Source organism: Billgrantia bachuensis (assembly GCF_011742165.1).
In the GTDB taxonomy this organism is placed as follows: Bacteria; Pseudomonadota; Gammaproteobacteria; order Pseudomonadales; family Halomonadaceae; genus Halomonas; species Halomonas bachuensis.
This window is the reverse complement of the sequence record NZ_JAAQTO010000072.1, coordinates 1-22495: the sequence shown is the minus strand read 5'-3', so window position 1 is coordinate 22495 and position 22495 is coordinate 1. Positions and strand designations below refer to the sequence as shown.

18 protein-coding genes are annotated in these 22495 nt (G+C 62.6%); 8 read left to right on the top strand and 10 right to left on the bottom strand.

The features are described from left to right. Window positions 1-39: 39 nt before the first annotated feature. Both prpB and HBJ55_RS21970 read right to left on the bottom strand, forming a co-directional pair. On the bottom strand, window positions 40-945 hold the full coding sequence (gene prpB / locus HBJ55_RS21975) for a methylisocitrate lyase (protein WP_167120364.1): 906 nt from the start codon (window positions 943-945) through the stop codon (window positions 40-42). 32 nt (window positions 946-977) lie between these two features. Beyond that, window positions 978-1688 carry a GntR family transcriptional regulator gene (locus HBJ55_RS21970; protein WP_167120361.1) on the bottom strand — a complete coding sequence of 237 codons (711 nt, stop codon included), beginning with the start codon at window positions 1686-1688 and terminating at the stop codon, window positions 978-980. A 234-nt stretch (window positions 1689-1922) separates the two neighbouring features. Here HBJ55_RS21970 and pabB point away from each other — a divergent pair, with 234 nt between their 5' ends. Both pabB and HBJ55_RS21960 read left to right on the top strand, forming a co-directional pair. Continuing rightward, window positions 1923-3302 carry an aminodeoxychorismate synthase component I gene (gene pabB, locus HBJ55_RS21965; RefSeq protein ID WP_167120358.1) on the top strand — a complete coding sequence of 460 codons (1380 nt, stop codon included), beginning with the start codon at window positions 1923-1925 and terminating at the stop codon, window positions 3300-3302. 114 nt (window positions 3303-3416) lie between these two features. Further along, the gene (locus tag HBJ55_RS21960) at window positions 3417-4034 is read left to right on the top strand and encodes a phosphoadenosine phosphosulfate reductase domain-containing protein (RefSeq protein ID WP_167120355.1); all 618 of its coding nucleotides are present in this window, start codon (window positions 3417-3419) and stop codon (window positions 4032-4034) included. A 105-nt stretch (window positions 4035-4139) separates the two neighbouring features. On the opposite strand, the gene cysB is transcribed toward HBJ55_RS21960, so the two are convergent. From cysB to fdhF, 3 genes are all read right to left on the bottom strand, one after another. Further along, a complete protein-coding gene (gene cysB, locus HBJ55_RS21955; RefSeq protein WP_167120352.1) occupies window positions 4140-5111 on the bottom strand; it encodes an HTH-type transcriptional regulator CysB in 972 nt (323 codons plus the stop codon). Window positions 5112-5332: 221 nt separating this feature from the next. Then, window positions 5333-5818, bottom strand: a complete 486-nt coding sequence (locus HBJ55_RS21950) for a helical membrane plugin domain-containing protein (protein WP_167120349.1) — start codon at window positions 5816-5818, stop codon at window positions 5333-5335. Beyond that, a complete protein-coding gene (fdhF, locus tag HBJ55_RS21945; RefSeq protein WP_167120346.1) occupies window positions 5818-8784 on the bottom strand; it encodes a formate dehydrogenase subunit alpha in 2967 nt (988 codons plus the stop codon). Before fdhF ends, HBJ55_RS21950 begins: the two co-directional genes overlap by 1 nt. Window positions 8785-9114: 330 nt before the next feature. Here fdhF and trxA point away from each other — a divergent pair, with 330 nt between their 5' ends. Next, entirely contained in the window at window positions 9115-9438 is a 324-nt protein-coding gene (trxA, locus tag HBJ55_RS21940; protein ID WP_167120343.1) for a thioredoxin, read from the top strand. A gap of 12 nt (window positions 9439-9450) precedes the next feature. Here the strand turns inward: trxA and HBJ55_RS21935 are convergent, their stop codons facing one another. Then, a complete protein-coding gene (locus HBJ55_RS21935; protein WP_167120340.1) occupies window positions 9451-10611 on the bottom strand; it encodes an AI-2E family transporter in 1161 nt (386 codons plus the stop codon). A 176-nt stretch (window positions 10612-10787) separates the two neighbouring features. Here HBJ55_RS21935 and HBJ55_RS21930 point away from each other — a divergent pair, with 176 nt between their 5' ends. After that, complete coding sequence (locus HBJ55_RS21930; RefSeq protein WP_167120337.1) at window positions 10788-11558, top strand: SIMPL domain-containing protein; 771 nt, start codon at window positions 10788-10790, stop codon at window positions 11556-11558. Here the strand turns inward: HBJ55_RS21930 and serS are convergent. Then, window positions 11536-12825 carry a serine--tRNA ligase gene (gene serS / locus HBJ55_RS21925; RefSeq protein WP_167120334.1) on the bottom strand — a complete coding sequence of 430 codons (1290 nt, stop codon included), beginning with the start codon at window positions 12823-12825 and terminating at the stop codon, window positions 11536-11538. The genes HBJ55_RS21930 and serS overlap by 23 nt on opposite strands. Before the next feature lie 191 nt (window positions 12826-13016). Between serS and ydiJ the strand changes: the two genes are divergently transcribed. Together ydiJ and HBJ55_RS21915 are read left to right on the top strand one after the other, a co-directional pair. Beyond that, complete coding sequence (gene ydiJ / locus HBJ55_RS21920) at window positions 13017-16265, top strand: D-2-hydroxyglutarate dehydrogenase YdiJ (protein WP_167120331.1); 3249 nt, start codon at window positions 13017-13019, stop codon at window positions 16263-16265. A gap of 57 nt (window positions 16266-16322) precedes the next feature. Then, on the top strand, window positions 16323-16523 hold the full coding sequence (locus HBJ55_RS21915; protein WP_167120328.1) for a DUF2905 domain-containing protein: 201 nt from the start codon (window positions 16323-16325) through the stop codon (window positions 16521-16523). Here HBJ55_RS21915 and nosP read toward each other — a convergent pair. Continuing rightward, window positions 16500-18878: a nitric oxide-sensing protein NosP gene (nosP, locus tag HBJ55_RS22510; RefSeq protein ID WP_240936241.1), complete on the bottom strand. Its 2379-nt coding sequence runs from the start codon at window positions 18876-18878 to the stop codon at window positions 16500-16502. The two genes, HBJ55_RS21915 and nosP, sit on opposite strands and share 24 nt — an antisense overlap. A gap of 198 nt (window positions 18879-19076) precedes the next feature. Between nosP and HBJ55_RS21900 the strand changes: the two genes are divergently transcribed. Both HBJ55_RS21900 and HBJ55_RS21895 read left to right on the top strand, forming a co-directional pair. Further along, complete coding sequence (locus HBJ55_RS21900; RefSeq protein WP_206022813.1) at window positions 19077-20333, top strand: PQQ-dependent sugar dehydrogenase; 1257 nt, start codon at window positions 19077-19079, stop codon at window positions 20331-20333. 3 nt (window positions 20334-20336) lie between these two features. After that, entirely contained in the window at window positions 20337-20960 is a 624-nt protein-coding gene (locus HBJ55_RS21895; protein ID WP_167120325.1) for a c-type cytochrome, read from the top strand. Between the two features lie 77 nt (window positions 20961-21037). Here the strand turns inward: HBJ55_RS21895 and trpC are convergent, their stop codons facing one another. Together trpC and trpD are read right to left on the bottom strand one after the other, a co-directional pair. Next, window positions 21038-21844, bottom strand: a complete 807-nt coding sequence (gene trpC / locus HBJ55_RS21890) for an indole-3-glycerol phosphate synthase TrpC (protein ID WP_167120322.1) — start codon at window positions 21842-21844, stop codon at window positions 21038-21040. A gap of 42 nt (window positions 21845-21886) precedes the next feature. Beyond that, window positions 21887-22495: anthranilate phosphoribosyltransferase (gene trpD, locus HBJ55_RS21885; protein ID WP_167120319.1), on the bottom strand; the 609-nt coding region annotated here is incomplete at its 5' end.

Sequence of the window (22495 nt, the reverse complement as noted above, 5' to 3'; positions counted from 1 at the left end):
TTGGTCTGGCTTTTTTCTTGTCGTCGTAACGGGCCAGGCTCAGTTGCCTGAACCCTTTTCGGCGAGCTGATTTTCTGCGAACAGCGCATCGAGCTTCTGCTCGAAAGCGTGGTAGTTGAGAAAATCGTAAAGCTCGTCACGGGTCTGCATCAGCTCGACCACGTCACGCTGATGCCCCTTGTCGTGAATGCTCTGATAGACCTTCAATGCGGCCGCGTTCATGGCGCGGAAGGCCGACAGCGGATAAAGCACCATGCGGCAACCCGCTTCGGCGAGCTCCTGCTGACTGAACAGCGGCGTGGCGCCGAATTCGGTGATGTTGGCCAGGATCGGCGCGTCGACGCGATGGCAGAAGGCCCGGTAATCGTCAAGGGTATGCACCGCCTCGGCAAAGATGGCATCGGCCCCGGCCTCGATGCAGGCGCTGGCGCGGTCGATGGCGGCGTCGAGCCCCTCCTTCTGGAAAGCATCGGTACGCGCAATCAAGTAGAAGTCGGGATCGATGCGTGCATCGGCGGCGGCTTTGATTCGATCGACCATCTCCTGCTTGGTGACGATCTCCTTGTTGGGGCGGTGGCCGCAGCGCTTCTGCGCCACCTGGTCTTCGAGGTGCACAGCGGCCACCCCGGCACGCTGCATCTCCTTGACGGTGCGGGCTATGTTGAAGGCCCCGCCCCAGCCGGTATCGATGTCTACCAGCAGCGGCAGGTCGGTGGCGCCACAGATGCGATGAGCATCCTGCACCACATCGTTCATGGTGGTCATGCCCAGGTCGGGCAGGCCGAACGAGGCATTGGCCACGCCGCCACCGGAAAGGTAGATGGCCTGGTGGCCAACCCGCTCGGCCATCATTGCGGTATAGGCGTTGATGGTACCGACGATGGGCAGCGGCCGGCTGGCCTCAAGTGCGGCACGAAAACGAGCGCCTGGGGTAGGTTGTGTCATGGTAGGTTCCTCTGTGTTCGTTCGGACCGGCCTCAGGCTGTGGCCTCGGCCTGCTCCTTGAGAATCTCGGCGTAGCGGTCGGCCACGTTGGCCCGCGAGGCGCTGACGTGGCGACGCATCAGCAGTTCGGCCAACTCGGCGTCGCCCGCTTCGATGGCATCGACGATGCGATGGTGCTCGACGAAAGCGCGCTGGGGCCGGGTGCCGCTGGCGCTGAACTGGGTGCGGTAGAGCCGCACCAGGTAATAGAGGTCATCGCACAGCATGGTCATCAGCATGCGGTTGTGGCTGCCCTGGACGATGCGATAATGGAAATCCAGGTCGCCCTCGCGCTGGTAGTAGGCCTCGCCACTCTGCAGGTCCGCCTGGCGTTCGTGCACGGAAAGCACCTCGCGCAGCCCGGCAATCTCCTCACGGGTCATGTTCTCGGCGGCCAGTCGTGCAGCCATGCTCTCCAGCGCTTCGCGCACGTCGAACAGCTCCAGCAGCTCTTTCATCGAGAGCTTGACCACCCGGGCCCCGACATGCGGGACCCGCTCGATCAGGCGGTGGGCCTCGAGACGACGCATCGCTTCGCGCAGCGGGCCACGGGAAATGCCGTAGGTCTTGGACAGGCCCGGCTCGGTGATCTTGCTTCCCGGCGCCAGCTCGCCACGCACAATGGCATCCTGCAGCTGATGGAAGACGCGCTCGGCCAGTGTGCGAACTTCGGGTGGAGATTGTTCAGGAGCGACTGAGTTCATGATAATTGTCGACAATTGGAGGATGAAAAGACTTTAGACATTGCCTCACCTTCGGTCAACCTTCCTGTTGGCGCGATTTGCTACGCCTTTGGTTGTACGCCGAGGCATGGGCATTGCCTCCGATGTCGACAATCTTGTCAGCGTTGACGGCAGAATCGTTAACAAGGCAACGGCCCTCACGACAAAACACATCCTGCCCCCTAGAATGAGGGCCTGTTCTGGAAGGCTCCATTGATGACTGAAAGACTTCAAATCAGCTCGCTCCCCTATCGGGATGATCCGCTCGACTATTTTTCGTCCCTGCGCCGACACCCCGGGGCCGTTCTGCTCGATAGTGGCAAGCCTGCCGCACCGAGTGGTCGCTACGACATCATCAGCAGCGACCCGGTGTCGGTGCTGACGGTAGACGGGCAAGGCATCATTCGGGTAGACAACCAGGTACGCGACAGCCGCAACCCTTTCTTGGTTCAGCAGGAGCTATTGGAAGGGCTGGCACTTGAATTCCCAGAGAGCGATCTGCCCTTCCTGGGCGGCCTGATCGGCTATTGGGGCTATGACCTCGGCCGTTCTCTCGAGCCGGTAGGAGAGTCATCGAGCCAGGTCGTCTCCCTACCCGCCAGCCGTATCGGACTGTACGACTGGGCGCTGATTCAGGATCATCAGCAAAGGGAAAGCTGGCTGATAGCCACTTCCGACAGACGCAACCAGGTGCTGGATTGGCTACGACAGCCCACACCTCCAACCACTGACTTTCAGCTTCTGTCCCCTTTCGAAGGCGAGCTGGATCGCGACGGCTACGCCGAGCGATTCGCTGCCGTCCAGAACTATATCCGTGCCGGCGACTGCTACCAGATCAACCTGGCGCAGCGTTTCAGCGCTCGATACCGCGGCGACCTGTGGTCGGCCTACCTGCGCTTGCGCCAGGCCACACCGACACCGTTCGCCGGCTACCAGGCCTGGCGCACGAGCCAGGGGGAACAGGCCATCCTGTCGCTTTCGCCCGAACGTTTTCTGCACTGCCGGGCCGATGGGCATGTCGAGGCCCGACCGATCAAGGGCACCCGCCCGCGCGGTAGCACTACCGAAGAAGACGCTCGCCTGGCGGGTGAGCTGGCCGTCAGCCTCAAGGACCGCGCCGAGAACGTAATGATCGTGGACCTGCTGCGCAACGACCTGGGCCGCGTATGTCGTCCGGGCAGCGTTCGGGTGCCGCAGTTGTGCGGGTTGGAGAGCTACGCCAACGTTCATCATCTGGTCAGCATCGTATGCGGCGACTTGGCAACAGGGCGTCGTCCTCTCGACCTGTTGTCCGCCGCCTTCCCCGGAGGCTCGATTACCGGTGCTCCCAAGGTCCGGGCCATGCAGATCATCGACGAACTGGAGCCCAGCCGACGCAGCGTTTACTGCGGCAGCCTGGGCTACGTCGACGTGCGTGGAAACATGGATACCTCTATTGCCATTCGTACCGCCGTTGCCGATGCCGGGCAGATTCATCTCTGGGGCGGAGGGGGCTTGGTGGCCGATTCCGATGTCGACGCGGAATACACCGAGACTCTGGACAAGATTCGCCACCTCATGGAGGCTCTGTCAGATACAAAGCTCGATATGGAATAAGAAGAAGAACAAACCATCCATTTGGGAATATTAATCCAATGAAACGGTATTGGGGGCCGATCTGGTGCCTTTGATAGGGTATGTCCAATTGCCGTCAACGACCCTGGAGCCCCCATGGCAGAACTCGACGCTATCAATCAGGAACTAGGCAACAATCCGGACGCACTGATCCGCTGGGCCCTGGAGCAGGGCCAGCGCCCTATCGTCACCACCAACTTCCGTCCCTTCGAGGCCGTCATCCTGCATATGGTGACGCGTCAGCGACCGGACATTCCGGTGGTTTGGATGGATCATGGATACAATACCGATGCGACGTATCGGTTTGCCGATGAGCTGGTCAAGCGCCTCGATCTCAACCTGGTGACCTATTTGCCGCAGCGCACGCGGGCTCACCGTGAGGCCGTGGAAGGTCCAATGCCGAGCATCGACGACCCACGCCACGAAGCCTTCACTCGCGAAGTGAAGCTCGAGCCGTTCGAACGTGCGCTGCGCGAGATGGCACCTGACGTCTGGTTCACGGCGCTGCGTGCCGAAGATACCCCCGAGCGTGCCCGCATGGCTCCCGCCAGCAAGAACGCCAATGGTCTGCTCAAGGTCTCGCCTCTGCTGCACTGGAGCGCCCGCGACATGTACCAGTACCTGCAGCGGCACGCTCTGCCCAACGAATTCGACTACTTCGACCCCACCAAGGTGGAGGAGAAGCGAGAGTGCGGCCTGCACCTGCAGCACTGACCTTTCACCGGAACATTCTTTCGAGGCGGGCCGAGCAAAATTTGGCCCGCCTTTTTTTCGGCTGCGCGAAAAGTCGGCCGGCATAGGTCGGCCAGCAAGCAGGGTCTAACGCACCGGAAGGGCTATGTGCTCGAATAGATCGGCCTCGTGCCGCGGGCCTGCCGCAAGAGCCGCATCGACCAGATCGCGCTCGAGATGACCGGCGAAGCCCTTGACGAAGTCGTACATGTAACCGCGCATGAAGGTGCCACGGCGGATACCGATCTTGGTCACAGAGCTTTCGAACAAATGGCCCGCCTCGAGAGCGACCAGGTCATCGTCGAGTTCGGGGTCATAGGCCATGTGAGCCACGATACCAACCCCCAGACCTAGCCTGACGTAGGTCTTGATCACGTCGGCATCGGCGGCGGTAAGGACCACATTGGGTGTGAGCCCACCGGCGCGGAAGGCATCATCAAGCTGGGAACGCCCGGTAAAGCCGAATACGTAGGTCACGATAGGTTGCTCGGCCAGGCGATCGAGGGTCAGCTCGCCTCCATCGGCCAAGGGATGCCCACGCGGCACCAGCACGCAGCGGTTCCAGCGATAGCAGGGCAACAAGATCAGATCGGTAAACAGTTCCAGCGACTCGGTGCAGATAGCGAAATCGGCCATTCCATCGCTGACCATCTGGGCGATCTGCTTGGGCGTGCCCTGCTGCATGTGCAAGGCGACATCAGGATACTTACGGGTGAATTCGCCGATCACCGGCGGCAGGGCATAGCGGGCCTGAGTATGTGTCGTGGCAATGGAGAGGCTGCCTCGGCGTTCATCACTATGCTCCTGGGCCACCTGCTTGATATTGTCGGCCAGCCGCAGCACCTTTCCGGCCAGCTCGACGATGGCTTCCCCAGCGGGAGTGACTCGGGTCAGGTGCTTACCGCTGCGGGCGAAGATCTCCACTCCCAGCTCATCCTCGAGCAGGCGAATCTGCTTGGAGATACCGGGCTGCGAAGTGAACAGGCTCTGGGCCGTTGCCGACACGTTGAGGTTATGGCGAGTCACCTCCCAGACGTAGCGCAGCTGCTGTAGTTTCATGATCGACTCGGCCCCCTGGCGCCCGGTAGACATATGCATCTGTGATTAGTCGTTTAACGGTCTAATCACCAAATAGCATAACGCTAAACGGCCAAGTCGGCTATGAGAGCAAAATAGTCGGCGCATGAGAGGGCTGGGACCACAGGCCGCCGAGCCGCTCATACTGGCAGTTGGGAACGGAGGCGCATGGGGCACAGATGCCCCGCTACGCTCCCGGAATGTCACGGCCCGCTTGTCGGCTTACCGAAGTAGTCGCTGACCGGCTTGGCGACGGGCTTGTCGAGGCGCTCGGCGAACGCCTTGAGGCCATCGACCAACGGTGATACTGCCCGCCATAGCTCATCATCGTTGAGCATGCGATAGGCGCCGCTGACACCTGGGGCATCGCTGCCTTCTTCGCCAGGCTGATACTGGCCGATCCGGTCAACTGCCTCCTTGAAGGCAAAGGCCACCCGGTAGAAGCGCTCCGGCGGGATATCCGACAGCATCATGCCGAGTACCGCCAGGTTCTGGATAGCGTTGAGGGTGGACTCCTTGCCCAGCCCATCCACGACGACACTGGCTATCGCAGTATTGGCTCCCACCATGTCGTTGGCCAGGCGCAGTACGCCATGCTCATGGAGCGTTTGCAGCAATTGTTCCAACTCCTCATGAGCATCCGGTCCGATCCTGGGCGGCGTTACGTCATGTGAAATTCGTTCGGCCATTACATCTTCCTCGGGTTGGATTGCTGAGCGGGCGGCGGCGAGTAGTCTCTCCGTGCCCACTTCACCGCGACCTCGACGCCCTGAGTCGGAATGCGCCGGCCATAGCGATAATTGCTTGCGGGCAGAGGTGGATCACCTCGTTCGTCCAGGACTTCCAACTTGACGGCGGTTTCCTTGTAGGCCGGCGTCTGTACGTCCGGATCGTTGTGCTCGCCGGTCAACAGATTGACCCCCGGCTTGCCGAAGTGGATGGGCATGAATAGCGTCTTGCCTCGCACGCGATCGGTAATCACCGCAGGAAATTCCAAGCTGTCGCGTCGCGAGCTCACCCGCACCCAGGTGCCCTCCTCGATACCACGCTCCGCAGCGAGCTCCGGGCTGACCTCGACGAAACCATTCGGTACCTGCTCCCAGAGACCTGCGGTACGCCCCGTCTGATTAGCCCCCTGGAACTGCTCGAGCATGCGTCCGTTGTCGAGCATCAGGTCGTACTCGTCGTCGACGCTCTCCTCCGGCTCTTGCCATTCCAGCGGATGCAGGTTGGCCTTGCCATCCTCGTTGGGAAAACCGTCGGTATACAGCAGCGGCGAATCGGTGCCATCAGCGGCTACCGGCCACTGCTGTGACTTCCAGCCTTCCAGCCGCTCGTAGGTGACTCCGGCGAACATCGGGGCAATGCGTGCACACTCATCCATGATCTGGGAGGGGTGGGTGTAATCCCAGTCGTACCCCATACGAGCTGCCAGGTCGGTCAGGATTTGCCAATCCGGCCGGCTGTCGCCCAGCGGCTCGAGCACCTTGTAGGCGCGCTGGATGCGCCGTTCGGTATTCACGTAGGTGCCCTCTTGCTCGACGCTGGGGCAGGCGGGCAACACGACGTCGGCAAACTCGGCGGTACGGCTGAGGAAGATGTCCTGCACCACCATGAAGTCGAGGTTTTCGAAGGCCGAGTGCACGTTATGGGTATTGGCATCGGAGTAGGCCGTCTCCTCGCCGACGATGTACATGGCCTTGATCGCGCCTTGCTCGGCCGACTGCACCATCAGGAAATTACCTTCGCCGACCTTATCGGAGAGCTGTTCGGGATCGACACCCCACCCCTTGGCCCAGCGCTTGCGCGCATCCGGGTCAGATACTTTTTCGTAGCCAGGGTACATGTTACGCAGGCAGCCGAAGTCGCTGGCGCCCTGGACGTTATTGTGGCCGCGCATGGGGTACCCACCGCTACCCGGCTTGCCGTAATTGCCGGTGACCAGCAACAGGTTGGAGAGCGCGGTACTGGTGTCGGAGCCGTGGCTGTGCTGGGTGATGCCCATGGCCCAGAGAAGGCAGACGCTATTGGCGCGGCCGATCGTCTCCGCCGCCTCGACCAGGTCGTCACGATCGATACCGGTCATCGACTCGGCGTACTCCAGTGTGAACGGTGCCAGTGACTGGCGGTATTCATCGACGTGATTGACCCAGCGCTCAAGAAACGCCATGTCGGCAAGTCCGTTATCGAACATGTAGCGCGACAGCGCCGAGGCCCAGACCAAGTCGGTGCTGGCGTTGGGGCGCAGGAAGAGATCGGCGCGTTCGGCCATCTCGTGCTTGCGCGGGTCGACCACGATCAACTTCTGCCCGCGCAGCTTCTGTGCCGCCTTGATCCTGGACGCAATGACGGGATGGTTCTCGGCGGTATTGCTGCCCACGATGACCACCACCTCGGCCTGCTCGATATCCTCGATCGAGCCGGCATCGCCGCCATATCCGACGGTGCGAAATAGCCCCTTGGTCGCCGGGTTCTGGCAGTAGCGCGACGAATTGTCGACACTGTTGGTGCCGATGATCAGGCGAGCGATCTTCTGCACCAGATAGGCTTGCTCGTTGGTTCCCTTGCTCGAGCCGATGAAGCCCAGGCTGTCGGGTCCATGCCGATCACGCACCTCGAGCAAGCGGCGCGCCACAAGGTCGAGCGCTTCGTCCCAGCTGGCTTCGCGGAAACGTCCGTTGTCTCGGACAAGCGGCATGGTCAGACGCTTTTCGCTATTGATGAAATCCCAGGCGAACTTGCCCTTGATGCACGTGGAGATGCCGTTGGCCGGTGCCTCGGGCACCGGTTGCACCTTGAGAATGTGACGATCGCGCGTCCACATCTCGAACGAGCAACCGACGCCACAGTAGGTACAGACCGTCTTGGTACGCTTGATCTCGGGCTGGCGCAGATTCATGTCGATTTCCGAGAGCCCCGATACGGGCTTCGCACCCATTGTGGTCTCGAGCTGCTTGACGATTTCGATCATTGGCCGCTTGAGCGACCAGGGCATGGCGGTAAAGGGCCCCGCCTGACCGTCCATGCTGTTCTCCATGAGCGCATTGCAAGGGCAGACCGTGACGCAATGGCCGCAGTGTACGCAGCTGGAGTCGTTGATTTCCTTCCCGTCATCCCACAGCACGCGCGGGTTATCGCTGGCAAAGTCGATGGAAAGCGTCTCGTTGACCTCGACGTTCTGGCACGCCTCGACGCAGCGGCCACAGAGGATGCACTGGTCGGGGTCGTAGGTATAGAAAGGGCTGGATGTGTCCTTATCGTAGGGTTTTCGCTGGAACTCGTAGCGCTGGATGGGAATCTGCATATCCACCATGGCGTTGTGGAGCGTGCAGTCGCCATTGTTGTTCTCGCAAACCGTGCAGTAGAGTTCATGCTTGGCCAGCAGGCGATCCATGCCCTCTTCGCGGGCTGCCCTGGCATGCTCGCCAAGGGTATTGACCTTCAACCCAGCACTGCTTTTCAGCGCACAGCCACGCTTAAGCTCCCCGTCGACTTCGACCCAGCAGGCATCGCAAGTTTCGAGAGCACCCAGCGAAGGGTGGTAGCAGACATGTGGCAGGTCGATACCTTGATGCTTGAGGAAATCGATCAATGGCTCGCCTGACGGGCCGCTCAACTTCTTGCCGTCCAGCACGATCGTACACTGTTTCGTCATGACCCGGCTCTCCCTGTCGAGGCTCGACGACAAGACGCTTCTTCTGCCTGGTTTTTCCGTCCGTCTCGCGTTTCGTCAGTGATGGGCACGCTATTCGTACTGCCCTAGCGACGCCCAGACTGCCAGGCACTTGCCCGAAGCCGAGCCATCCGCGTAACCTCCTTTCCGTGCCAGGAACAGTAGCCAAGATCACGAGGCTTGTCGAAATACCGATGTCAGGCATCCCTGCTATTTGCCAGACACCCGACCGACGGCTAACATCTGCCGACCGGATATGCCTAGCATGTCACCTGATCCGCTCGATGTAGCGCAACGTAACTGGAGATTCACATGGCCAATAATGTCGATGTCACCAATGCCAACTTCGAGCAGGAAGTCCTGAAGGCAGAACAACCCGTGCTGCTGAAGTTCTGGGCCCCTTGGTGCGGTCCTTGCAAGGTCATGGCCCCGGTGATCGATGAGGTCGCGGAAGAGCGTTCCGACAACCTCAAGGTGGTCAGCATCAACGTCGACGATGCCCCGGAGATCGCTGCCGAACAGGGTGTGCGTGGCGTCCCCACCGTCATGCTGTTCAAGTCGGGTTCCAAGGTCGCTTCGCTGGTAGGCGCCCAGTCCAAATCGCAGCTGGTGCAGTTCATCGATCAGAACGCCTGATTCTATAAGGCGTCAACGCTCGCTCCGCCCCGGTTCCTGCCGGGGCGTTTGCGTTTCAGGGCGAGGCGGGTTCGTCACATCGTCGCTCGGAGACGACCCCCCTTCGTCGACCACACTTTCAACGAGCGGCCGCTTGCCCGGCCCCAGCAGGTAGGCCATCCAGCGCGTCTGGGGATGACTGTCCAAGGCAATCTTGAGAGTCATGGTCAGCACCACCGAGAGCAACATGCCGACCACACCCAGCAGCCAGCCCCAAACCACCAGTGAGAGGAAAGCGACGAAGGCGGAAAGTCCCAGTGCGCGCCCCATCAGGCGCGGCTCGACCAGGTTGCCGAGCACGAAGTTGATGCCCAGGTAGGCCATCGCCAAGCCAAAGGCTTCGAATAGCCCGCCATCCTGAGACACCAGCAACAGGAGCACCGGCGGCACAGCGGCTATGGCTGAACCGATGTTGGGGATGTAGTTGAGAGCAAAGGCCAGCACACCCCAAAGCAAGGGAAAGTCTACTCCGGCCAGCAGACAGGCGAGCCAGGCCATGACACCGGTGAGTAGACTGACGAATGTCTTGACCGCGAGATAGCGCTTGAGGGTCTGGCTGAACTCGTGGAAACGCTGCAGGCTGGCTTCCGGATCGTCGAGCGCATGGGCCACCTTGCGTCGGAAGTTGAGCGTCTCGAACAGCATGAAGATGACCAGCAGTGCCACCACCACGCTCTGCATCAGCAGGTTGCCAAGCCCTTCCAGCAAGGTCGAGAGCCACTCCCCCTCGTCTCTGACTTCGACAAGACCGGCCAGCGTGTCGGGGTTGATGGCCAGGCCCATGGAGGCCATGCTGTCGAGCAGATTGAGATACTGTTCGTAGAGCCGCCCCTCGATGCCTGGCAGCGCTTCGATAAAGGTACCGAAGGCATTGACCGCCAGCAGCCCCACCAAGGAGAGAAAGCCCCCGATCACTAGCAGGGTCACCACCACCGCCAGACGTTGGCCCAACCCCAGGCGGTGGAGCCAGTTCACCGGAGAGGTGCAGATCACGGCAATGAACAAGCCCAGCAGTATCGGGATGATCAGGTCGGCACCGGCCCGTATGCCGGCAATAATTACCACCAACGCCGCCAAGGCCAGCGTCAAGGTGAGCGGGCGACCGTATCGCACGTTGTCGTCGCGGTAAATCATGCCATCTATCCCTGCCTGGCGTGTCCTGCTTATCATGACCCTTACCGGGCGGGCATACAAACTTGCGCGCTCCGGTGACAGGGACCAAGCTGCCATGCCGTCTCCGGCTGGCCTGTCTGCCCCGCTCTGCGCGATTCCGCGCGACTTCGCATGTTTGCCGCAAGGAGGCCTACTTGATGCCCACGATACGTTTTCGTTGCCTGCTGCTGGGCGGTCTGTTGACCGCCATGCCACTGCTGGGAAGCACAGCACAGGCCGAGGAGACCCGCGCCCACTTGGACGTACAAGCCGAAGCTCAGCTCGATGTGGTGCCGGACCGCGCCACGCTCAACGCGCGTCTGTGGGAGCGCACCCCTGCCGTGGCACGCCACGAAGACGATACGGATGCCGATGCCTTGCGCCAGGCCCGCGATCGCCTGGAGGAGCGGGCCGCCGCCTTGATCCGAACACTGGAAGAGGCCGGCGTTGAACGCGACGACATCAGTGCAGGTTCGCTGAGCGTTCAGCCGGAATACATGCCCGCCCCACGACGCAGCGACAACGACAACGACAGCGACATGCTGATGCGCACGCGGCTGGACCGACCTTTCCAGGTTCGTGTCGACGACCTGGAACGACTGCCACGCCTGCTCGATGCCCTGACCGCCGCCGGTGTCAACGCCATGGATGGCATCAGCTACGACCTGGCCGACCGCGATGCAGCCACTGACGAAGCGCTAGTAAAGGCACTGGAGAAAGCGCGGCACAAGGCCGAGCTGATGGCGCGCACCATGGGCGTTTCGCTCGGCGCCGTGGCCAACATCAGCGAGACGAATTCACCGATCTACGCACCGCGGATGATGGCCATGAGTGCCGACGCCAGGGAGAGCGGTTCACAGGCCGAGTACCGCCCCGGAACCATCGTCATCGAGGCGGGTGTCAGCGTCAGTTGGGAGATCGAGAATTGACGGTGGCGATTCCGCCCAGGTAGGGGCGCAGCGCCTCGGGTACGGTGATGGAGCCATCGGCGTTCTGGTGGTTCTCCATCACTGCGATGAGGCAGCGCCCTACCGCCAGGCCCGAGCCGTTGAGGGTATGCAGCAACTGCGGCTTCTTCTGCTCGGGATGGCGAAAGCGCGCCTGCATGCGCCGCGCCTGGAAATCCTCGCAATTGGAGACCGAGGAGATCTCGCGATAGGTCCGCTGGCTCGGCAGCCACACTTCCAGGTCATAAGTCTTGGCCGCGCCGAACCCCATGTCGCCGGTACACAACGTCACCACTCGATACGGAAGCTCAAGTGCCTGCAGGATCGCTTCGGCATGGCCGCGCATCTCCTCCAGCGCGGCATAGCTCGTCTCGGGCGCCACCAGCTGTACCATCTCGACCTTGTCGAATTGATGCTGGCGTATCATGCCGCGAGTGTCGCGGCCGTGGGAGCCCGCCTCGCTGCGGAAGCAGGGCGTATGCGCGGTGAGCTTGAGCGGCAGCGCCTTGTAGTCGAGGATCTCGTCGCGAGCGAAGTTGGTCAGCGGCACCTCGGCGGTGGGGATCAGGTGGTAGCTGCGTTCGTCGTCCAGCCGGAACAGGTCCTCGCCGAACTTCGGCAGTTGGCCGGTGCCGTACAGCGAGGCCTCGTTGACCATGTAGGGGACGTAGCATTCCTCGTAGCCATGCTCGAGGGTCTGCTTGTCGAGCATGAACTGCGTCAGCGCCCGGTGCAGACGTGCGATCTCGCCGCGCATCACGGCGAAGCGCGAACCGGTCAGCTTGGCCGCCAGTTCGAAGTCGAGTTCACCCTTGAGCGCGCCCAGGTCGACATGGTCGCGTACCTCGAAGCCATAATCGCGCGGGGTGCCCCAGCGATGCAGCTCGACGTTGTCCTCTTCGCTCTCGCCTTCCGGCACGCTGTCGTGAGGCAAGTTGGGGATGCCGCTGATCAAGGCGTCCCACTCGGTCTGAGCCTCGGCTAGCTGCGTCTTGGCAGCGTCGAGCCGATCGCCGAGATCGCTCACCTCGTCGAGCAGCGGCTGGATGTCCTCGCCGGCAGCCTTGGCTTTGCCGATCGCCTTGGAGCGAGTGTTTCGCTCGCTCTGCAGGGTCTCGGTCTCGGTCTGCAACTCTCGCCGCCGGGACTCCAACGCCTCGAGCCGCTCGGTATCGAGGACGAAGCCCCGCTTGGCCAGTCGTTGAGCGACCGCATCGAGGTCGCTACGCAGCAGTTTGGGATCGAGCATGGCATCCAGCCCCTGAAAGAAAGCGAAACGGTGAAAGAGGATAAAACGGCGAAACATTGTAGGCAAAAGGCCGCCAAGGTGCCATGCCGCAACGCCCGACGGGATGCGCACCACCGCCCTATCGCGGTAAAGTAGCGTCATTCCCTGCCTACCCGGCACACCGGGCGGCATTACACGACCGAATCGACATCATGATCGCACGTCTGGACACCACCGAATCGAGTGCCACCGCCGCACTCGGCGCCCATTACCTGCGCTTTCTCGAGGCACTAAAAGCCACCGGTTTCGAGGGCGAGATCGCCCCGGATTACGCCAGCCGCACGGTGCTGGCCACCGACAACTCGATCTACCAGCGCCTGCCCCAGGCGGCGCTGTTTCCGCGTCACGCTGCCGACCTGGAGCGTATCGCGCGCCTGGCCGGGGACGCGGCGCACCGTCAGGTGGTGCTCACGCCCCGCGGCGGCGGCACCGGCACCAACGGCCAGTCGCTCACCGACGGCCTGGTGGTGGACGTGTCGCGGCACATGAATCGAATTCTCGACATCGACGTCGCGAATCGCCGCGTGCGGGTACAGGCCGGGGTGGTCAAGGATCAGCTCAATGCCGCCTTGAAACCCCACGGACTGTTCTTCGCCCCGGAGCTCTCGACCTCCAACCGCGCCACCCTCGGCGGCATGATCTCCACCGACGCCAGCGGCCAGGGCAGCTGCGAATACGGCAAGACGCGCGACCATGTGCTCGAGCTCGATAGCGTGCTGCTCGGCGGCGAGCGCTTGGTGAGCCGGCCGGTCGACGACGCCGAGCTGGAATCGCTGTGCCGGCGCAGTGGCGTGATCGGCAGCGCCTACCGCACCGTCCGCGAGATCATCGACACCCGGGGCGAGTTGATCGCAGCCAAGTTTCCCCCGCTCAACCGCTGCTTGACCGGCTACGACCTGGCGCACTTGAGAGATGCGCAAGGCCGACTCGACATCAACAGCCTGCTGTGTGGCGCCGAGGGCTCACTCGGGTTCCTCAATGAGGCCGTGCTCAACGTCCTGCCGATCCCCAAGCACTCGACCCTGGTCAACGTTCGCTATGCCGGCTTCATGGATGCCCTGCGCGACGCCAAGGCGCTGATGGGCACTTCACGGGCCCAGCCACACGCGCCGCGTCCCACCTCCATCGAGACGGTGGACGACAAGGTGCTGCTGCTGGCCATGGAGGATTTCATCTGGGATAGCGTGGCCGAGTTCTTCCCCAACGAGGCGGCTACCGGGGGCGACACCGCCACGGCCGAATGCCATACGGTGGCCATACGCGGCATCAATCTCATCGAATTCAACGACGACGACCCCGAGCGTCTCGAGGAGCGCGTAGCCGCCTTCTGCCGCCATCTGGAGACCGACGACAGCGTACCGCGTCTCGGCTATACCTTGGCCGAAGGTCGCGACCAAATTCAGAAGGTCTACGCCATGCGCAAGCGCGCCGTGGGTCTGCTCGGCAATGCCAGGGTCGATGCCAAGGGCGAGAAGCGCCCGATCCCCTTCGTCGAGGATACCGCGGTACCGCCGGAGCATCTGGCCGACTTCATCGCCGAATTTCGCGCCGCGCTGGACGCCCGCGGGCTCAGCTACGGCATGTTCGGCCATGTGGACGCCGGCGTGCTGCACGTGCGCCCCGCCATTGACATGAAGGACCCCGAGCAGGAGCGACTGATCCGTGAGGTCTCGGATGAAGTCGTCGAGCTGACCCACCGGTATGGCGGCCTGCTGTGGGGCGAACACGGCAAGGGCGTGCGCTCCGAATACGCCCCCAAGTTCTTCGGCGAACTCTACCCCAGCCTGCAACGCGTCAAGGCGGCCTTCGACCCTCATAATCAGCTTAACCCCGGCAAGATCGCGACGCCGCTCTTTAGCCCGCCCGAAGCCGCGGGTACTGCTGCTATCCAATCCGAAGCCGCGGTTACTGGCTCGCAGGAGGAAGCCGTCAAGCTGGTCGACCCGGGCCTGCTGACCATCGACGGCGTGCCCACCCGCGGCCAGTTCGACCGTCAGATCGACGAGCGGGTGTGGCAGTCCCACGCCGCCACGGTGTACTGCAACGGCAACGGCGCCTGCTACAACTACGATCCCGATGACGCCATGTGCCCGTCGTGGAAGGCCACCCGCGATCGCGTCCACTCGCCCAAGGGGCGCGCCAGCCTCGTCCGCGAATGGCTGCGCCTGCAGAACAACGCCGGTATCGACCCGGTCGAGGAGGCGCAGCAGCAACGCCACGAGGGCGCTTGGGGCTTTCTCAAGCGCCTGCCGGAGCGGGCGCGCAACAGCTGGCGCCGCCGCGACGAAGCCGACTTCTCCCACGAGGTGTACGAGGCCATGGCCGGGTGCCTGGCATGCAAGTCCTGCGCCGGCCAGTGTCCGGTGAAGGTCAACGTGCCCGAGTCGCGTTCGCTGTTTCTCGAGGCCTATCACGGCCGATATCTGCGCCCGCTGCGCGACTACCTGGTCGGTGGCATGGAGTTCTTCGTGCCCTACCTCGCCTACACCGCACCGCTCTATAACGCTGCGCTTGGCCAGCGCTGGGTGGATCGGCTGCTGTCGGGCCCTATCGGTCTGGTCGACAGCCCTCACCTCTCCCGCGCGCGGCTGGCCAAGCAGTTGCGCGCCTGGGGCGTGGCCGAGGCGACACCGATCTCGCTGGGTCTGCTCAGCGCGGCGCAGAAGGCCAGAAGCGTGGTCATCGTGCAGGATGCCTTCACCAGCCACTTCGAGGCAGAACGGGTGATGGATGTCGTCGAACTGCTGGCGCGCCTCGACGTGAAGGTCTTCGTCGCGCCCTATACACCCAATGGCAAGCCGCTACACGTGCAGGGCTTTCTCGGTGCCTTCGAACGCACTGCGGAGAAACAGGCGCGCCGCCTGCGTGCCCTGGCCGAGTTCGGCGTGCCACTGGTGGGCATCGACCCGGCCATGACCCTGACCTACCGTCAAGAATACGTAAAGGCGCTGGGCCCCGATGCCGTACCCGAGGTGCTGATGCTGCAAGAGTGGCTGGTGGCCCAGGGCCAACGCCTGGTGCCGCCGGCGCTCGCGCAGCAGCTGGGCAGACTCGAAGACCCGAGCTTCCGGCTACTGTCGCACTGCACGGAGAAGACCAACGCTCCCGGTAGCCCCAAGGCCTGGCAGCAGGTGTTCGCGGCCTTCGGCTTTGAGCTGGAGCTGGTCGCCACGGGCTGCTGCGGCATGTCCGGCACCTACGGTCACGAAGCGCGCAACGTCGAGACCTCCAGGACTATCTATGCACAGTCGTGGCAGCCCTTGGTCGAGAACGAGGCCAACCGCGGCCGGCTAGTAGCCACCGGCTACTCCTGTCGCAGCCAGGCCAAGCGGCTTTCCGGCCAGGACCTGCCGCACCCGTTGCAGGGGCTGCTGTCCCATCTGCGTCAGTTGAGCTGGTAAATAGAAAAGGCCTGCGAGGATGCCGCCAGCGCACAAGCAGGAAGAACAGGAGGCAGGATGTCTCGCACCCTGATCGTTATCGGCCTGTGTATCGTCGCCATTGGCTTGTTCTGGCCGTGGCTCTCCAAACTGCCCCTCGGCCAGTTGCCGGGAGACATCGCCATTCGCCGCGAGAACTTCTCTTTCTACTTCCCGATCACCACCATGATCCTGCTGAGTCTGCTCATCAGCGGATTACTGTGGTTGCTCAATCGCTGAGGAGCTTTCGCCCGGAACACGCCGGACTGGCAGCCAAAGGGTAAAGGTCGTTCCCTCACCGGGCCGGCTGACGACATCGATGCGCCCACCATGTTTCTGCACGATGCCGTAGGAGAGCGATAGCCCGAGGCCGGTTCCCTGACCAACCGGCTTGGTAGTGAAGAAGGGGTCGAAGATCCGCGATTGAAGCTCGTCTGGAATCCCCCCGCCGTCATCGGCGAAGGCGAGCCAGACCTGATCACCTTCGCAGCCGGTTCGCACGGTAATCGTGCCGCGCTCTTCGATCGCCTGGGCGGCATTGACCAGGAGATTCAGAAACACCTGGTTGAGCTGGGCCGGTAAGCACTCCACCGCGGGCAACTGTCCGTATTCGCGTACTACCTCCGCCTTGTACTTGATCTCGTTGGCGGCCACGTTGAGAGTGCTCTCCAACCCCTGATGAAGGTCGGCGAACTGCCAGTCGGTAGCCTCGGTGCGGGAGAAGTCGCGTAAATCCTGCACGATACGCCGAACCCTGGCGGTGCCATCGATGGATTCGGCGATCAGCGTCCCGATGTCCTCGCGTAGGTAATCCAGTTCGAGCGCCGCTTTGAGTTTGGCGATCTTTTCCGCAGCCTCTGCTCCCAGTGACGACTCGGCCGCTTCGTAGGCATCGAGCAGGCGCAGCAGGTCTTCCGCATACTGCCGGAGAGTATTGAGATTCGAGTTGACGAAACCGATGGGATTATTGATTTCATGGGCGACGCCAGCGGCGAGCTGGCCAATGGAGGCGAGCTTTTCCGACTGCAGCAATTGATTGTGCGCCTCCTCCAGCTTGCGGATGAGAGCACGCTGCTCCTCCTTCTCCCGCTCCAGCGCTTCCTGGGCCTGTCGGCGTTCGCGGATCTCGCGTGCCATTTCCTCTTGGACCGTCTGCAAGGCGCGGTTGATCTGCTCATTCTCGCGCAGTGCCGCCTCCAGTTCCCGGGTCCGCGTCCTGACCTGGTCCTCCAGCATGACCGCGGTCTGGAACAGGCTGAAGTCCGAACTCCGCACGCTGGTACTGCGCTCGGCGCGATCCATCAGCGCTTGCACCATGGTACGCAACCGTTCGGCCTGGATCGGCTTTTGCGACACCAACTGCTTGCCTGCGGCCGGCACTTGGTGCGTCAGCCATGTTTGCCCCTGGTTACGATTGGGCAGGATCCGTCCCCAGCCGTTTGCCGGCCCGTCCCCTTCGTCCCGGCACTGGTCGCCAATGGCGATCCCGGTCAACGTCTGGTTCACGTGCACTCCGCCGTACTGCTCACCGTAGGTGCTGAAGCCCACGGTATTGTTGCGGCCGAAGATCGCCTCCACCGCTGCCTTGCTGCTCTTCTGAGTTATTTCCAGGTTACGCAGAATGCAGTCGCAGGCGAGAACCAACTGCGGTGAGCCGAGCTCCTCGTGCAACTGCGCCATCGTCACCTCCAAGTCGGTGACCAGGTCCACTCCTTGAGCGACACGCAGAACCAGCCCTTCATCGATGGCACTGTAGAAAATCAGGCTGCCATCCGGTTCGGCCTTCTGGATCGAGCGCACGTAGTCGGTGCCGTCGATCAGCACCACCACTGGCGCCGCGGCGAAGTGGCTGGGTTCGAGCGCCTCCACCGACACCCCGATCAGCTCGGCATATGCCTCGGCGGCGGGCACACCATTGATCTCGTGCACGATGCGCTGCTCGGCATCGGCCCGGGTGACGACCAGACGCTGCTCCAAGGAGAGAAAGTGCTGGGTCTTGAACAGGCGGAAAGCGAAGTCGGTGCTCAGCAGTGTCAGCACCGCACTATCGTTATGGAAGGCACCATCATGGAATACCCAAGTGCGGGTAAAGCCCAGGTCGTCTCCAGCAGAGCCCCCCACCAGGACGATATCGCCAAGCGCCGTCTGCAGCGTTCTCGCCACCTGCTCCTCGCGCACCGAAAGGCCATCGATGAGAAGAAAGCCGAAGCTGTTGCCACCGCTCGGCTTGGCAACGCGAGCTTCCAGGCGCTGCAGCAGGGACTGGCTGAACGCCTGACCATCACCGATGCTGAACCGCTGCAAGGCATCCAGCCGCCCCGTCACTGCGGTGCAGCTACCGGTCGGGAAGCTGACCCCGGCCAAGGTATGGTCGCGATAACCCAGGGGACCGATCTCGCCCGCTGTCGTGCAACCTACCACCGGGATGTTGCCGAACAGCCGGTTCATCTCGTCGGCCAGCGCGGGTAAGTCATAGTGGCTGGAGCAGAAGAACATCACCAGCTCGGTATCGCCCTGGATCACTCCCTGGTGAAACTCGCGGACGGCGGCGCGGGCCTCGGCAGAGCAGGTCTGCATGCTGCGAATCCGGCTCATGACAGCTCCCCTTAATGGATTGTTCCATAGTTATCGGCCGCGGCCGCTGAAGATTGATGCCCGAAGTTGCCAAGAAGGTACGCTCGCGGTGCTGCGGATCGAACGATAGGGAAAATTCATCGACTCGCCCGGAGTGAACTCCTAGGCTGAGAAAGGCAATCGATGAGGTCTCCCATCAAGAAGAACAAGGAGCCGACCATGCCACCTTTCATCCCCCTACCCCTGACACGCCTCACCCTTGCGGTCATCACCGCTGGAGCGTTCATCGCCTCTCCTCTCATTTATGCTGAGGAGCATGAACCCGCCTGGGCGCAAGGCCGTTCGGCCGACATGGCCGATTCTCCGTTGTCCCCTCATGCTGCGCCGCTGACGGTTACTCCCGAGGAAGAGATACCCCTCGATCATCTGCGCATGCCGGACGGCTTCAGCGCAGAGATCTGGGCACATGGAATGCCGGGCGCACGCATGATGGCACTCGGCGATGAAGGCACGCTGTTCGTCGGTACTCGCAGTATTGGCCGGGTCTATGCGGTACACGATAACGGTGACGAGCGCGAACACGTCATCATCGCCGAGGGTCTGCCCCAGCCCAACGGCGTCGCCTTCAGCGATGGCAGCCTCTATGTGGCCGCCATCAACCGTATCTTCCGCTACGACGACATCGAATCGCACCTGACCAATGGCGATGACATCCCCGAGCCCGAGGAGTTGACCGATGCCTTTGGTCTGCCCGACGACGAGCACCACGGCTGGAAGTTCCTGGCCTTCGGTCCGGATGGGCGGCTCTACGTTCCCGTCGGGGCGCCCTGCAACGGTTGCGAGGTCGACCCGGACACGCACGCCACCATCCATAGCTTCGAGCCGGATGGCAGCGACATGCGCATCGAGGCGCGTGGCGTGCGCAACAGCGTTGGCTTCGACTTTCATCCCGACACCGGCGAGCTGTGGTTCACCGACAACAACCAGGATTGGATCGGCGAGCATGGGCCCGGCGACGAGCTCAATCGCCTTGGCGAGCCCGGCGAGCACTTCGGCTTCCCGGAGTGCCACAGTATCGGTATCGTCGACCCGGAACTCGGCAGCGCCGACGCCTGCGACGACAAGACGCTGCCCGCCGCAGTCACCGATCCGCACAGCGCCCCGCTGGGCATGCGCTTCTATACGGGTGAAATGTTCCCCGAGGAGTACCGCAACGCTATCTTCATCGCCCGTCGCGGCTCCTGGAATCGCACCCTGAGTGTGGGTTACGACGTACTGGTGGCAAAACTCTCCGAAGACGGTCAGCGTGCCGACCTGTCCCCCTTCATGGTGGGTCTGCTCGATCCGCAGGAGAACAGCTTCTCCGGCCGCCCCGTGGACGTGCTGCAGATGCCCGATGGCGCCCTGCTGGTCTCCGACGAGCAGAACGGGGCGATCTATCGGATCAGCTACGAAACTCCTGATTACGTGGAGTGAGGCATGCGCCGCCAAGCATGCGCGCCGCCTTGGCGGCGCGCCCTTGTTCTATCCCTGGCCTGCATCGGCCTGTTGGGCGCAGAGGCCCAGTCACAGGAGAGTCCGGCGGCGGGACTACCGCTGGAAGAGCAGACCCAGATATGCGGGAGCTGCCATGGCGAAGATGGCAACGCTACCGAGAAAGGTGTTCCCTCCTTGGCCGGACAGCCCGCGCTCGCTCTCACCAATCAACTGATCTACTTTCGTGAACGCCTGAGGCGCAACGAGATCATGACGCCCCAGGCCCAGGGGTTATCCGACGAGGAGATCCAGGGGCTCGCCGCATACTACGCCGAACAGCCCTTGGCACCGCCCGACGAAGCCCCCGACAAGGAATTGATGGAGCGGGGCCGCGAACTCGCGCGAGAGCATCGCTGCGCCAGCTGTCATCGCACCGATTTCTCTGGCCAGCAACAGATGCCACGCCTCGCTCACCAGCGCGAAGACTACCTGGCCCAGGCCATGCGAGACTACCGGGAGCGCGCTCGCGGCGGGCCGGACACCACCATGGTCGAGGTGCTGCGCAACGTCGACGACGATGAGATCGACGCGCTGGCCCATTTCCTCGCTCACTTCGAACGCGGCTAGCCTGCCTTTTCTCGTGAAAGAAGACGCCGCGGACAACCGTGGGCTGCCTGCGGCGTTGGCGACTTGCCAGGAATCGGTCAGTAGAACGAACGCCGCAGCGCCTCGCCCGGCTCCTCCTCGCGCATGAAGGCCTCACCGACGAGGAAGCCATGGATGTCATGCTCACGCATGCGCAGCACGTCGCTGCGGGTATGGATGCCTGACTCCGTCACTACGGTTATCCCAGCAGGAATACGCGGCAACAGCTCCAGCGTGGTTTCCAGGCGCGTGTCGAAGGTATGCAGGTTGCGATTGTTGATGCCCACCAGGTCGATACCCAGTTTGAGCGCACGCTCGAGTTCCAGCGCATCGTGCACCTCGACCAGCACGTCCATGCCCAGCGTCAGCGCCTGCTGGTGGAGATCGGCCATGCGCGCATCGTCCAGTGCGGCAACGATCAATAGGATACAGTCGGCGCCGATGGCGCGTGCCTCACTGACCTGATAGCCATGAACGATGAAATCCTTGCGAATGACGGGAAGCTCGCAGGCCTCACGTGCGGCGATCAGAAAATCCTCGTGGCCCTGGAAGAAGTCGGCATCGGTCAACACTGACAGGCAGGCGGCACCACCATCGGCATAGCTGACGGCAATATCGGCGGGACGAAAATCCTCGCGGATCACGCCTCGGGAAGGTGAAGCCTTCTTGATTTCCGCAATCACCGCCGGGTCACCTTCGGCGATGCGCCGATCCAGGGCGGCGACGAAGCCACGCGGCGCGGACTGATGCTCGGCCAACGTCAGCAGCTCGCTCTCCGGCACGGCGCGCCTGCGCTCGGCGACTTCCTCGTCCTTGCGGGCCAGGATCCGGGTAAGAATGGTAGGGGCGTCCTGAGTGGGGCTCATGGTGTCGGATCTCGATACGGGCGGCAGTGCCGCGAATGGGAGTCAGGAAACCAGTACACGCGTAAAATCGGCCAGTTCCTTCATCTTTTCCAGCGGCAGCTTCGAGGCTTGGGCGTCCTGGGCCATCAGCACGCCCTCCTTCAGCGTATCGGCGATGCCAGAGCAGTAGAGCGCTGCCCCGGCGTTGAGCGAAACGATGTCTGCTGCCGGTCCGTCGCCTACCAGTGCCTCGCGCACCAGACGCAGGCTATCCTCGGCGCTGACGACCTTCAGCGGCGCCAGTTCCTGGCGCTCGATGCCGAACTCCTCGGGCGTGATGGTGTAATGACGGATTTCGCCGTCCTCGAGTTCGGCGACCCGGGTGGGAGCCGCCAGGGAAATCTCGTCCAGTCCGTCTTCGGCATGAACCACCATGACGTGGCGACTGCCGAGATTCTCCAGCACCTCGGCCATCAGAGGCACCAGCTCGGCGGAATAAACTCCCAGCACCTGATTCGGCGCGCCGGCGGGGTTGGTCAACGGACCAAGAATATTGAACAGGGTGCGCACGCCCATCTCACGGCGCGGCCCGATGGCGTAACGCATGGCGGGATGGTGATTGGGCGCGAACATGAAGCCGACCCCCACCTGCTCGATGCAGCGCGCCACCTG

Coding starts and splice junctions, on each gene's coding strand:
- prpB (WP_167120364.1), bottom strand. CDS start 945: ATGACACAACCTACCCCAGGCGCTCGTTTTCGTGCCGCACTTGAGGCC.
- HBJ55_RS21970 (WP_167120361.1), bottom strand. CDS start 1,688: ATGAACTCAGTCGCTCCTGAACAATCTCCACCCGAAGTTCGCACACTG.
- pabB (WP_167120358.1), top strand. CDS start 1,923: ATGACTGAAAGACTTCAAATCAGCTCGCTCCCCTATCGGGATGATCCG.
- HBJ55_RS21960 (WP_167120355.1), top strand. CDS start 3,417: ATGGCAGAACTCGACGCTATCAATCAGGAACTAGGCAACAATCCGGAC.
- cysB (WP_167120352.1), bottom strand. CDS start 5,111: ATGAAACTACAGCAGCTGCGCTACGTCTGGGAGGTGACTCGCCATAAC.
- HBJ55_RS21950 (WP_167120349.1), bottom strand. CDS start 5,818: ATGGCCGAACGAATTTCACATGACGTAACGCCGCCCAGGATCGGACCG.
- fdhF (WP_167120346.1), bottom strand. CDS start 8,784: ATGACGAAACAGTGTACGATCGTGCTGGACGGCAAGAAGTTGAGCGGC.
- trxA (WP_167120343.1), top strand. CDS start 9,115: ATGGCCAATAATGTCGATGTCACCAATGCCAACTTCGAGCAGGAAGTC.
- HBJ55_RS21935 (WP_167120340.1), bottom strand. CDS start 10,611: ATGATTTACCGCGACGACAACGTGCGATACGGTCGCCCGCTCACCTTG.
- HBJ55_RS21930 (WP_167120337.1), top strand. CDS start 10,788: ATGCCCACGATACGTTTTCGTTGCCTGCTGCTGGGCGGTCTGTTGACC.
- serS (WP_167120334.1), bottom strand. CDS start 12,825: ATGCTCGATCCCAAACTGCTGCGTAGCGACCTCGATGCGGTCGCTCAA.
- ydiJ (WP_167120331.1), top strand. CDS start 13,017: ATGATCGCACGTCTGGACACCACCGAATCGAGTGCCACCGCCGCACTC.
- HBJ55_RS21915 (WP_167120328.1), top strand. CDS start 16,323: ATGTCTCGCACCCTGATCGTTATCGGCCTGTGTATCGTCGCCATTGGC.
- nosP (WP_240936241.1), bottom strand. CDS start 18,878: ATGAGCCGGATTCGCAGCATGCAGACCTGCTCTGCCGAGGCCCGCGCC.
- HBJ55_RS21900 (WP_206022813.1), top strand. CDS start 19,077: ATGCCACCTTTCATCCCCCTACCCCTGACACGCCTCACCCTTGCGGTC.
- HBJ55_RS21895 (WP_167120325.1), top strand. CDS start 20,337: ATGCGCCGCCAAGCATGCGCGCCGCCTTGGCGGCGCGCCCTTGTTCTA.
- trpC (WP_167120322.1), bottom strand. CDS start 21,844: ATGAGCCCCACTCAGGACGCCCCTACCATTCTTACCCGGATCCTGGCC.